Source organism: Bacillus sp. FSL K6-3312 (assembly GCF_038007485.1).
GTDB classification, from domain to species: Bacteria; Bacillota; Bacilli; order Bacillales; family Bacillaceae; genus Bacillus; species Bacillus pumilus.
Genome location: NZ_JBBOXI010000001.1, coordinates 3,181,580 through 3,191,319, shown reverse-complemented (window position 1 = coordinate 3,191,319; position 9,740 = coordinate 3,181,580). Strand labels below are relative to the sequence as shown.

General features: G+C 38.0%; 19 protein-coding genes. 16 read left to right on the top strand and 3 right to left on the bottom strand.

The annotated features are described in order from the left end of the window. Positions 1-6: 6 nt before the first annotated feature. A complete protein-coding gene (locus MHI11_RS16850; RefSeq protein ID WP_340961712.1) occupies positions 7-426 on the bottom strand; it encodes a helix-turn-helix domain-containing protein in 420 nt (139 codons plus the stop codon). 305 nt (positions 427-731) lie between these two features. On the opposite strand from MHI11_RS16850, the gene MHI11_RS16845 reads away from it, so the two are divergent. From MHI11_RS16845 to MHI11_RS16835, 3 genes are all read left to right on the top strand, one after another. Further along, complete coding sequence (locus MHI11_RS16845) at positions 732-935, top strand: helix-turn-helix transcriptional regulator (RefSeq protein WP_340961710.1); 204 nt, start codon at positions 732-734, stop codon at positions 933-935. Further along, positions 935-1,204, top strand: coding sequence for a group-specific protein (locus MHI11_RS16840; protein ID WP_106035595.1), 270 nt, complete (start codon positions 935-937; stop codon positions 1,202-1,204). The genes MHI11_RS16845 and MHI11_RS16840 overlap by 1 nt, the downstream gene beginning before the upstream one ends. Before the next feature lie 64 nt (positions 1,205-1,268). Further along, positions 1,269-1,541 (top strand): hypothetical protein, encoded by a 273-nt coding sequence (locus MHI11_RS16835; protein ID WP_340961707.1) that lies wholly within the window; start codon positions 1,269-1,271, stop codon positions 1,539-1,541. A gap of 14 nt (positions 1,542-1,555) precedes the next feature. Here MHI11_RS16835 and MHI11_RS16830 read toward each other — a convergent pair whose 3' ends face one another. Next, complete coding sequence (locus MHI11_RS16830) at positions 1,556-1,855, bottom strand: hypothetical protein (protein WP_340961705.1); 300 nt, start codon at positions 1,853-1,855, stop codon at positions 1,556-1,558. A 126-nt stretch (positions 1,856-1,981) separates the two neighbouring features. Here MHI11_RS16830 and MHI11_RS16825 point away from each other — a divergent pair, with 126 nt between their 5' ends. The 3 genes from MHI11_RS16825 to MHI11_RS16815 all read left to right on the top strand — a co-directional run bounded on the left by MHI11_RS16825 (position 1,982) and on the right by MHI11_RS16815 (position 3,555). Then, positions 1,982-2,629, top strand: coding sequence for a Rha family transcriptional regulator (locus MHI11_RS16825; RefSeq protein ID WP_340961702.1), 648 nt, complete (start codon positions 1,982-1,984; stop codon positions 2,627-2,629). Between the two features lie 342 nt (positions 2,630-2,971). Next, positions 2,972-3,319 carry a hypothetical protein gene (locus MHI11_RS16820; RefSeq protein WP_340961700.1) on the top strand — a complete coding sequence of 116 codons (348 nt, stop codon included), beginning with the start codon at positions 2,972-2,974 and terminating at the stop codon, positions 3,317-3,319. Continuing rightward, on the top strand, positions 3,316-3,555 hold the full coding sequence (locus tag MHI11_RS16815; RefSeq protein WP_340961698.1) for a hypothetical protein: 240 nt from the start codon (positions 3,316-3,318) through the stop codon (positions 3,553-3,555). The genes MHI11_RS16820 and MHI11_RS16815 overlap by 4 nt, the downstream gene beginning before the upstream one ends. Positions 3,556-3,557: 2 nt before the next feature. Here MHI11_RS16815 and MHI11_RS16810 read toward each other — a convergent pair whose 3' ends face one another. After that, the gene (locus MHI11_RS16810) at positions 3,558-3,935 is read right to left on the bottom strand and encodes a DUF2513 domain-containing protein (protein WP_340961697.1); all 378 of its coding nucleotides are present in this window, start codon (positions 3,933-3,935) and stop codon (positions 3,558-3,560) included. Positions 3,936-4,067: 132 nt separating this feature from the next. Between MHI11_RS16810 and MHI11_RS16805 the strand changes: the two genes are divergently transcribed. The 10 genes from MHI11_RS16805 (at position 4,068) to MHI11_RS16760 (ending at position 9,602) form a co-directional block, all read left to right on the top strand. Beyond that, complete coding sequence (locus tag MHI11_RS16805) at positions 4,068-4,820, top strand: hypothetical protein (protein WP_340961695.1); 753 nt, start codon at positions 4,068-4,070, stop codon at positions 4,818-4,820. A gap of 150 nt (positions 4,821-4,970) precedes the next feature. Further along, the gene (locus tag MHI11_RS16800) at positions 4,971-5,381 is read left to right on the top strand and encodes a hypothetical protein (RefSeq protein WP_340961693.1); all 411 of its coding nucleotides are present in this window, start codon (positions 4,971-4,973) and stop codon (positions 5,379-5,381) included. A gap of 148 nt (positions 5,382-5,529) precedes the next feature. Further along, positions 5,530-6,183: a Replication protein O gene (locus tag MHI11_RS16795; RefSeq protein WP_340961691.1), complete on the top strand. Its 654-nt coding sequence runs from the start codon at positions 5,530-5,532 to the stop codon at positions 6,181-6,183. Further along, positions 6,176-6,535 (top strand): replicative helicase loader/inhibitor, encoded by a 360-nt coding sequence (locus tag MHI11_RS16790; protein ID WP_340961689.1) that lies wholly within the window; start codon positions 6,176-6,178, stop codon positions 6,533-6,535. Before MHI11_RS16795 ends, MHI11_RS16790 begins: the two co-directional genes overlap by 8 nt. Beyond that, positions 6,532-7,860 (top strand): replicative DNA helicase, encoded by a 1,329-nt coding sequence (dnaB, locus tag MHI11_RS16785; RefSeq protein WP_340961686.1) that lies wholly within the window; start codon positions 6,532-6,534, stop codon positions 7,858-7,860. The genes MHI11_RS16790 and dnaB overlap by 4 nt, the downstream gene beginning before the upstream one ends. Continuing rightward, positions 7,857-8,072, top strand: a complete 216-nt coding sequence (locus tag MHI11_RS16780) for a hypothetical protein (protein WP_340961684.1) — start codon at positions 7,857-7,859, stop codon at positions 8,070-8,072. The genes dnaB and MHI11_RS16780 overlap by 4 nt, the downstream gene beginning before the upstream one ends. Positions 8,073-8,182: 110 nt before the next feature. Then, a complete protein-coding gene (locus MHI11_RS16775; RefSeq protein WP_340961682.1) occupies positions 8,183-8,371 on the top strand; it encodes an XtrA/YqaO family protein in 189 nt (62 codons plus the stop codon). A 97-nt stretch (positions 8,372-8,468) separates the two neighbouring features. Beyond that, entirely contained in the window at positions 8,469-8,660 is a 192-nt protein-coding gene (locus tag MHI11_RS16770; protein ID WP_340961680.1) for a hypothetical protein, read from the top strand. Positions 8,661-8,674: 14 nt separating this feature from the next. Beyond that, entirely contained in the window at positions 8,675-9,178 is a 504-nt protein-coding gene (locus MHI11_RS16765; protein WP_340961677.1) for a sigma factor-like helix-turn-helix DNA-binding protein, read from the top strand. Beyond that, positions 9,168-9,602: an ArpU family phage packaging/lysis transcriptional regulator gene (locus MHI11_RS16760; RefSeq protein ID WP_268507865.1), complete on the top strand. Its 435-nt coding sequence runs from the start codon at positions 9,168-9,170 to the stop codon at positions 9,600-9,602. Before MHI11_RS16765 ends, MHI11_RS16760 begins: the two co-directional genes overlap by 11 nt. The last annotated feature ends 138 nt before the right edge of the window (positions 9,603-9,740 follow it).

The window sequence follows — 9,740 nt, the reverse complement described above, 5'->3', positions numbered from 1 at the left end:
CATCCCTTATCTATATTTTTTAGGAGTGTATTTTTGTTTTGCTATTTTCTTTGCTATTCTCAAAGTGTTCTCGAGACTAGCGATTAATAGTTCTTTATCTTCTTCTTCCATATCATCTAGTGTTTGACCGTCAAAAGCAGCATAACTATTTCCTTCAAGTCCACTAATAATGTTTTGCAATTCCTTTTGTATGTCCTTTTCATCTTTTTCTGTTAATTCAAAACTTCTTTTAACTTCGGTGCGTCCTAAAAGGTAATCCGTTGACACGTCAAAATAATCCGCAACTTTTTGTAATGTCTCACTTTTAGGTGAAACATTATCCCATCTTCTAATTTGTCCGTTTGAAATTCCAATCTGCCTCTCAACTTCGGCGAAAGTCACTTTCTTTTCATCACATAGTCCTTTTATTCTTCTCACCAAACTCATTTGGATCAACCTTCCTCAAGGCTTAACGAATACAAAATGACTTAAAAGTTATTTTTGTGTTGACATGCGACTTTAAAGTCATTATACTGTGTTCATAAGCTAATTAATTAGCAAAAAAGACAACAAAAAAATGTGCCCAATAAAAACATATTCGGAGCTGGGGAGCAATGAAATGTATGTTTATAGGCTTTTATAAGTCTTATTTCGCTATGGATTCATAATAGCAAAAAAGTCATTTCGGGTCAATATGATTTAGCTAATTAATTAGCCTTTTTATATTTTTTGGAAGGAGGCAAAGGTTTGAAATGTCATTTCTTACAGCAGCAAAAGTTAAGTCAGAAATGTATATGCGAGGTATAACGCAAAAGCAGTTAGCAGAAATGCTAGGTGTGTCCGCCCCCTATATCAGTGACATCATCAACGGTAAAAAAAAGGGAAGGAAAGCACAGGAGCACGCCAAACATATTTGTAAAATATTAGGCGTATCCGAGAGAGGTGAGTGGGATTAATGATCACTTTTGAAATTGATCAAAACCTCTTAGAAGAACAGGTTTCAAAAGAACTTTCAAAAAGACTTGAAGCGATTGAACACAGGGTTACATTTTGGGACACAAAAGAATTGTGTAAGCAAACAAACATGAGTCTCAACTTCATAAAAGAAACATTTTTTTATGATTCGAGGTTTCCAAAATATCGAGTCGGCACAAAATGGCTTTTTCCTGCAAAAGAGTGCGAACAGTTTTTAATAACTTGGTTGAAAGAACAATCCAGGGGATAACTTTTCGATTGTTCCCCGAAAGTGGAGAATGACAAATAATTTGAAAAACAGGAGGTTTTAAAAAATGAATGAAAAGATATCTGGATTACACAGGGACATCTACAGGATGAATGATTATGAAGCGTTTAAAAGTAATATAAAGAAATTAATTGCTGATCATGAAGATAAATTAATCGAGTTGATCAGAAGCGTTTCAGAGACATACAACGATGTTGAAAGAGAATTAAATGTATTACGACAAGAGGCAACCTATCACGGAGATAAAATTCTTTTAGAAATAATCAATAGAGTCGAGATACGTTTTGCGCTTGAAAAAGGTAGCTTACCTCTCAAGTAAGCCACCATTAGTTTTTATATTACCGATATAGATTTAATAGCTGATGTGAAGTACATGGTTTTATCTGAGCCATCACCAATTGAGAACATGTCATGAGAAAGTAGGAATCCGCCAATTCCTAACCTTTCATCAGACGTTGATAAAGCTGAACCTTCTTTTTCGAAATCACCTTGCAAATTACCTATATATTCTTTTTGGAGATAAAAAATATTTTCATTAGGTTTGTCTGTTCTCGGTGAATTATTAATTCCAACTAGTAAAGTGTCTTGATGTATTTCAATTTTATCGCCATCTAAAAAGTTAATAACTATCATATTTTGTACACCTCCCTTCAAAAATATTCTATCAGAAGGACAGTGTTCAGTGCGCTGAATTTTCAGCACACCTAATTTAAAAATTCTCACTCGGATATTTTTCCGAGTCAATACAGGAGGAACAACATGAATAGCAATTTACAAGTAATTGAGCAGAATGGACAGCTTTTAGTAGACAGTCGAGAAGTGGCTGAAATGACTGGAAAAGAACATAAGCATCTTCTTAGAGACATTGAAGGTTACATGGGAATTTTAGGAGAGTCCAATTTTGGGCTTACCGATTTCTTCATTGAGAGCACATATAAAACTAAACAGAATAAGTCAGCTAAACATTTTTTTCTAACACGAAAAGGCTGTGATATGGTCGCCAACAAAATGACAGGCGAGAAGGGCGTATTGTTCACCGCTGCATATGTGACCCAATTCAATCAGATGGAGCAGAACCTACAGAACTTTTCTAATCTTAGCCCACAGCTTCAACAGATGATTCGTCTTGAGCAAAAACAGAACGAAGCAGATCAACGGATCGGCAAGCTAGAAAACAATCTAGGCATCAATGCTTATCAACAAACGGTCATTCAAAAGCGAATCAACAAACGTGTGTATGAGCTTGTAGAACGATATGAAGAAGATTCAGAAGGCAAACGTCGTATGTTCTCAAGCATCCACCGCAATTTTAGGGACGCATTCGCAGTGCCGACATACAAGGATTTAAGAAAGCTAGACTTTGAGGAAGCTATTTCATGGATTGGCACTTGGAGACCGTTGATATAATCGCATTGCTCAAAATTGAGCTTTGTGCATTCTTAGCCCGATTCGAGTACCAAATTGGTACTCTCATTTCAAATGAGGGTATTCATTTACCGCAGATGACGGACTATGTTGAACATAGGGCGTAGTTTCAACCGACACCCTCAAAGGTCGCATTTTCCGACTTTTGAAGCACGATTTGTGACACCCTCACAGCCCAATTTTGCGCCGTCAAATTATGAAGAATCTATGAGCTGATGTCATTTGAAACGACTGGAGATGACGTAACGATTCGTGACGTCACCGATAAACAAAACTCACTCCTCAAAGTTGTGGAGTCAAAACAAACAGAAGGAAGGTAAATAAATGGAATTGTTGATTGAAAACATTTGTCCCGAGCCAACAGATCGTGAGAGTTTTATCCGAAACGTTCAATCCGCTATTAGACTTAAAGGTTTCGTCCTATGCTATAAATCGGAAAGCAACAACGGCACTATCTTTGAAGTTGTGGAACTGGTTCATCATGAGCGTGGCGCTGCTATCAGTAGATTCGATGTGAACGGCGTTCCCTGCGTCTTGCGGTTCAGAGAAGCGTCAGTGGAAGAAATACTAAACGTCAAAGCAAAATTGAAAGCACAAGGCGAAGAGGCGTATATTCCGGTAGAACCTGCAATTTCAATTAACAATATCGAAACACAGGAGGTAACGGCATGAGCGACAAACAAAATAAAACAACCCCTGCGGCAACAGAGGTTGACTCTAAACTTTTTCGACGTATTGGTCTTGCTGGTTATGAAATTAAACAGCAAAGAATCAGTGAAAATCCAACTGATAATCTAAAAAGCACTTTAAGTGTTGAATTCTTATTTATTAGTCGGAATTCAGGTGTTGATAAATTCGATAAGTTTTTGAAAGACTTGACTCTATTCATTGAAGAACAGAACAAATAAACCTAGAGTCCAATTCTAGACTTTATAAACGCAGCTGCGACTTGAGACACAGTAGGTAATGACACGCTAGCGAGTTGGGAAATGTTTGCCTTAGTGTCTTTCCAAATACCATCGTCTCTAATGTTGTCCAAAAATTCATGTCCAGAGAATGAAATAGACGAGACGATAATATCCCAAATTTCATTACCGCCTCTTTGGATTTTGCCGATAAGATATTCGGTCTCAATTAGTTTAGTGACACAGTAAATTGTTTCATCTTGACCAAACTTGTCTGCGATTTTAGAAGATTTGATATCGCTAAAATAGATATCATCATTGAGACCTAGCTTTTCTTCAAATTCAAGCATTAGCAATCTAACACAATCATGATTCAGTTTCATAGTTTCACCTCCTATCTAAACAGATAGGAACATTATACCAATTAAAGAGATTAGCAAAAAGATAGATTTGAAATATTTTCTAAAAATTGAACCAAACCAATTTTGGGGCGGTTAAAACAGGAGGCAAAACAAATGACAACTATCACGACATGGAATAAGAGACTAAAGAAGGTTTACAGAGAGGTAAAAGAAATTGAACCGCTCTTAACCGCTGCTATCAAACAGTACGAAAGCATGTATTCGCATGGTGTAAAAAAGATCATGCAGTCCAATTTGAAAGAGGTTATAACAGGAGTGCCAAAGGAAGAAGCTGTTAAATTTTTGGGGACTAAATTGCTGGAGGTGTTCGAATGGGATGGTATTCTCCCGGTGGAGAAATACAGTAAATTCAACGCTTTGGTTTGGGCTAAACGTATTCAAAGAGAATTGGATCAGCAGGATGAAGTCATTAGGTATTATCGAAATCGCCTATGGAGAATTAATTCTTTACTTGAAAAATTAGAGGAAGTGTATAGAAAGAATTACGAAAAGAAAAAAGTGAGAAAAGTCTTTGAGTTGATGCACCAAGTGACACACCTCATTTTCTTGAGACCTAAACGTGTTTCAGACATTGCTAAACTTATCGAATTGTCATTTTTCCCTATGGGTAAAAACGAATTCTTGTCCTTGCTGTCAATTGACCACAGCAGAGAAAGAGCGGAAGAAGTGAAAAGCCACATTGATTCTATTCCTAAACAAGTTGATTTTAATACGTTTTGCCACTTTGTTCATGATTGGGTGTTAGAAGATGAAAACAGTGACGTGTTTTTCACAATCCTTTCACACACTAATGTTGAAGCAGCGGTTCAAAGATATGACAAATATAAGTTAGATCAAGCTAAATAAATAAAAAGGACTGATCCGATCGGATCAGCCTAAATTCTTACTTGTCATCATTATAGGATGATGCAAGTAAGGAAGGGTATCAGGAAGACTCTAACATGATTAATAAAAAAATACAATAATCAAATTTGAGATAAAAAGGGGATTTTTAAAATGAAATTAATGGGGACAACTTCAAAGGTAATCAAAGCGAGAGCGAAGCTAGAGCATATCGGTCGTCAAGATGAAAAAGAGGCTCATATGTATGATGCGGGCATGGTATCAGTCTTAAAATTTGTTGCTGCCAAAATCCTTTATGGTCCTGAAGGGGCGCTTACAACAGAAATCGAGTGGTCTGACTCGTCTTTAGAAACACAACATACCGTAAACGAATTATACGATAAGCTAGAAGGGTTTTTATCTAATTCAAATGATCTTGCGAAGCTATTGCAAGATCTTGACTCAGCACACGCAGCAAAGGCAAGTTTTGAGATTGAAGATGCCTTTGTAACTGGGTTCGTGGCAGGTTTCCGCTACTTGATGGATGAAGCAGCATACAGCGAGAACGTAAATTTTCTAAAGTAAGGTGATTGATATGGTCGGTTGGATCAAGTTGCATAGGAAGATTAGAAGTAACCCAATTTTCAATGATCCGCAGTTATTAAGGTTATGGCTAATATGTCTAACAGAGGCTTCACATACGGAACATGATCAGATAGTGGGTAGACAAAAAGTGAAGCTAAAGCCAGGTGATTTTGTGACAGGTCGTTTTGCTTTGATGGACATGTACAATACCGGTCTTAAATCTAAGGACAGGGTAAAGGGAGAAAAGACAATTTTTCGTTGGTTGGAACAGCTTCAAGAAATGGGATATTTGACAATAAAAAAGACCAACAAATTCAGCATTGTAAGCATTGATAATTGGGCTATTTATCAAGATGGGGCTTCCGAAAACGACAACAGTCTGACCATCAAAAGACCATCAAATGACCATCAAATGACCACAAACAAGAATGTAAAGAATGATAAGAATGAAAAGAATATAAATAATTCTCGTCACAAGTACGAACCTTGTGACCTTGAGAATGCTAATTTGCTTTATCAAAAAATGCTTGAAAATAATCCGCAAGCCAAGAAACCGAACCTTGAAAAATGGGCGAGTGATTTTAGGTTAATTAGACAGATCGACAAGCGGACAGATGAACAAGTCAAATACCTGATCGACTGGACACAACAAGATACCTTTTGGAAAGCGAATATATTGAGTCCTGCACGTCTAAGAAAACAATTTGACCATTTGGTCGTGAGAATAAAATCGAGCCATGAAGAGGCAAAGAGAAAAAGCCCTGTCTTGAATGAAAAGGAGTTTGATTTGACAGATGACTAAAGCAGAGACACTTGAATTGTTAAAACTAATCAAGACATATTACGAGCATTTTGAGTTTGATCAAACAAAGCTAGATGCATGGGCAAGAATCTTAAAGCCCGAGAATTACGAGAAGATCGAGGCGAATTTGATCGTTTATGTGAAATACAATCAGTTTCCGCCCAAAGTTGCTGATCTAATCAAAGCAAAAGAAGCAAGGAAAGACCGATCCGCAGCCATACCCAATGTTGAGGAAACTCACAGCTACCTTTCTGAAATGGACAAGGCTAAACCAACCGAGGAAGAACTAGAGCAGATCGAGCGGCATAAAGCAGAGATACGAAAGGTGCTTGGGATAGGTGATCCGTCATGACAGGAACTATTTTTTATTACAACGACGAAGCAGAACAACAATATCTAGGCGCTATCTTACAAGAGCCGGACTTGATTAAATATTCACAGCTCAAGCCAATTCATTTCTATCGACAGCAAAACCAATCCATTTTTAAAGCCTTTCAAGAGCTTGATAAAAACGGCGATCCTATTGACATAGTGTCAGTTATTGAGCATGTGGGACGAGAAAATATAAATGGAATCGGTGGAAGAAAATACTTAACTGAATTGATGAATGCCTCAATCACTACAGCTAAACAAGCATTTTATGAAAATCTAATTATTGATTATTGGAAAAAGCGAGAAATAGCAAAAGTTGGCGCTTCGCTTAAAGAATCTTCGAGTACCGACGATACGAGTCAAACTATACAAGAGGGTATAAGCTCTCTCATGAGTTTAGAGGATGCGACAGGCACGGACGATGACGGGTCTATCAATAACGATCTTGTTGAAATCTATCAAGAGTTAGAAACGCCTAAAGGTGATGTAACTGGTATGCCTAGCGGATTTACTGAATTGGATCGAATGACGTCCGGTTTTCAGCCTCAAGAATTAATTGTTATCGCTGCCCGTCCATCCGTAGGAAAAACCGCCTTTTGTTTAAACGTTGCGAAAAACTTTATGGAAAGTCCAATCAATCTAAATAAGAGTGGAGCGGTTGGCATCTTTTCGCTTGAAATGTCACGTAAGCAATTAATAAAACGAATGCAGTCTAGTATAGGTAACATTAACGCTCAATCCATTAGAGCTAGTAATTTAAATGTTGATGAGTGGAGCAGTCTTAGCAAAGTGAACGGAGTCTTAGATAGTGCCGCTCTACGAATATTTGATCAACCTGGAATGACTGTCAATGACATTTGGGCGAAGGCTCGCAAGATGAAAAGGGAATTTGAAGGCAAGGACATGATGATCATTATTGACTATCTGCAATTGATCGTCGGGAATCCAGTCCACAGAGGAAACAGACAAGCAGAAATCGGAGAAATAAGCCGTATGCTCAAGCAGATGGCAAGGGAATTAGATATTGCTGTCATAGCATTGAGTCAGCTTTCACGTGGTGTCGAGCAACGTCAGGAGAAACGCCCTATGATGTCAGATATCAGAGAGTCGGGGCAGATCGAGCAAGACGCTGATGTTATCGGCTTCCTCTATCGTGATGATTATTACGACAAAGAAACAAAGAACAAAAACATCATTGAGGTCATCATAGCAAAACAGCGGAATGGTCCTGTCGGCACTGTGTCATTGGCTTTCATCAAGGAATTCGGGAAATTTGTCAATTTGGATCATGGTCCGTCGTCATGACGGTCAAAGATTGGTATAAAGAGGCGATAAAGCACAATCAGTACGCCTTTATATTGCTGATCGAATTTCTTGTTTACGAAAAGGCAGTGATAAAAATGACGGATCAAGAAGAACAGCTCTTTTTTTACCTACAGCCAAAATTTAAAGAAAAAATGAATAAGCATTTGAAGAACTATCATACAAAAATTCAATTGGAGGAATCGGGCATATGAATCAAAAGAAGGTGCATCAATGACAAAGCGACTACTAATCTTTTATGTTGTGTTCGGGTCACTGTCAGCTTTAGCGGTCATGTATATAAATTAAGGAGGCAATGAAAGACTTGAGATTACAAGACATTCCAAGTAAAATTATAGATATTGAGAACACAGGAAAAGAGCCTATTGTTTTTGTTTTATCTGATGGCGTAGCGAGATATGCACAGTTACCAGCTCATGGTGAAATAAAAATCGTTACACATGACAACAAAGTAACTCGTGTTAGTTTCAATGAAGGCGAGTTATTCAAATAAACCGTTCTACCGGAAAGCCGGGGGACACTGATCATGACAGCATAAGCGCTGTGTGGTTGGTGTCCCTTTTTTTATTTTCAGAAAAGGAGAAACCAAAATGAAAACGTTGAGAGCTGCTTTTATAAAAGCGGGTTATAAATCTATGCCAACAAAAAGAACTGACGTTCCTAAAAACAAATGTACTCGAAATCACACGCAGGAGCTTTCAGAAGAAGATATAAAGTCGCTCATGGGTATTTACCGCCCTACATATAAAAGAGGGCGTGGAGGGTCATTTAAAAGCAAATAAAAGGGGGTGGTATTTTGAAAGATTTAATCAAGGAATATAAAGCAGCGTTAAAAGAAACTGAAAGGAGTTTGGCAGCATCTAAAGACGAAGGAGAAAAGAAAATGTACCGCTCAATGATCTATGACTTAGAATATGCGGTCGAGTGGATGGAAACAGAAAGAGAACCAAGTGCAAGGCGTGACATGGATCGACGTTCCTATTATCAACGTACAGTATTCACAACATTAGAAGTGCTTGACGCTTTATCTTCAAAATATCACGTTCCCGAACCTGACCCGCATGGAGTAAACGAAAATGAACTAGATTTACTCGATTATGTCATGTCAACGTTGACGGATAAGGAGAAAGAGATTTATATAACTGTTGTTGGTCATAACCTATCTTTCAGTAAATGTGCCGCACTTCATGGTATAGCAAAAGGGTCAGTCCAAAAACATATAGAGAGGGCAAGAAAAAAGATCGCTCGAAAGGTAGAGGAATTGAGATCGGGAGAAAGGAGATACGCTGATGTTGGGTGAACCGCCTGTAATAGATAAAAAGGAAACGAGAAAAAGAGTTGAAAAGATTCTCGACAACTATCGTTTGTATCTTCTTCAAGTTCCCGATGATATGCTGCCTAAAATAACGGCCGGATTTAGTATCGTCCCGCCATCTGTGACGAATGCTTTTCATTCATCTACAGAGAGTACGGCCATGAAACGTATTGAGTGGGAACAGAAACGAAATGCATATCTTGAAAGAGTACAAAAGGCTGTCAACCGTCTCCCGGCTTATGAAAGACAGATCATTATAAAACGTTATATGCAGCAAGAACCTGTTTTCGATTACCAGGTTTATAATGAAATTGGCATGAGTGAAAGATCATATACACGCCTGAAAGGAAAGACATTTCTTGATCTCGCTTATGCTCTCAATGAAGTTGTATTTAAAGCACCCGTTTAGAGGTGTTTTTTATTTTGGCTGAATTTTGGCGTAAAAGTGGCGTGTTTTTGGCTGAATTTTGGCGCAGCATGACGTGAAAAAGGTTGTAATATTGTATTATGCGATAAATTGATAGGGCGGCTTCCATTGCGGAGGTCG

What these genes read in the sequence shown, in the direction of transcription:
- MHI11_RS16810 (WP_340961697.1), bottom strand. Translation starts at nt 3,935, where the DNA reads ATGAAACTGAATCATGATTGTGTTAGATTGCTAATGCTTGAATTTGAA.
- MHI11_RS16800 (WP_340961693.1), top strand. Translation starts at nt 4,971, where the DNA reads ATGAAATTAATGGGGACAACTTCAAAGGTAATCAAAGCGAGAGCGAAG.
- MHI11_RS16850 (WP_340961712.1), bottom strand. Translation starts at nt 426, where the DNA reads ATGAGTTTGGTGAGAAGAATAAAAGGACTATGTGATGAAAAGAAAGTG.
- MHI11_RS16805 (WP_340961695.1), top strand. Translation starts at nt 4,068, where the DNA reads ATGACAACTATCACGACATGGAATAAGAGACTAAAGAAGGTTTACAGA.
- MHI11_RS16840 (WP_106035595.1), top strand. Translation starts at nt 935, where the DNA reads ATGATCACTTTTGAAATTGATCAAAACCTCTTAGAAGAACAGGTTTCA.
- MHI11_RS16770 (WP_340961680.1), top strand. Translation starts at nt 8,469, where the DNA reads ATGAAAACGTTGAGAGCTGCTTTTATAAAAGCGGGTTATAAATCTATG.
- MHI11_RS16790 (WP_340961689.1), top strand. Translation starts at nt 6,176, where the DNA reads ATGACTAAAGCAGAGACACTTGAATTGTTAAAACTAATCAAGACATAT.
- MHI11_RS16815 (WP_340961698.1), top strand. Translation starts at nt 3,316, where the DNA reads ATGAGCGACAAACAAAATAAAACAACCCCTGCGGCAACAGAGGTTGAC.
- MHI11_RS16835 (WP_340961707.1), top strand. Translation starts at nt 1,269, where the DNA reads ATGAATGAAAAGATATCTGGATTACACAGGGACATCTACAGGATGAAT.
- MHI11_RS16830 (WP_340961705.1), bottom strand. Translation starts at nt 1,855, where the DNA reads ATGATAGTTATTAACTTTTTAGATGGCGATAAAATTGAAATACATCAA.
- MHI11_RS16760 (WP_268507865.1), top strand. Translation starts at nt 9,168, where the DNA reads ATGTTGGGTGAACCGCCTGTAATAGATAAAAAGGAAACGAGAAAAAGA.
- MHI11_RS16845 (WP_340961710.1), top strand. Translation starts at nt 732, where the DNA reads ATGTCATTTCTTACAGCAGCAAAAGTTAAGTCAGAAATGTATATGCGA.
- MHI11_RS16825 (WP_340961702.1), top strand. Translation starts at nt 1,982, where the DNA reads ATGAATAGCAATTTACAAGTAATTGAGCAGAATGGACAGCTTTTAGTA.
- MHI11_RS16780 (WP_340961684.1), top strand. Translation starts at nt 7,857, where the DNA reads ATGACGGTCAAAGATTGGTATAAAGAGGCGATAAAGCACAATCAGTAC.
- MHI11_RS16820 (WP_340961700.1), top strand. Translation starts at nt 2,972, where the DNA reads ATGGAATTGTTGATTGAAAACATTTGTCCCGAGCCAACAGATCGTGAG.
- dnaB (WP_340961686.1), top strand. Translation starts at nt 6,532, where the DNA reads ATGACAGGAACTATTTTTTATTACAACGACGAAGCAGAACAACAATAT.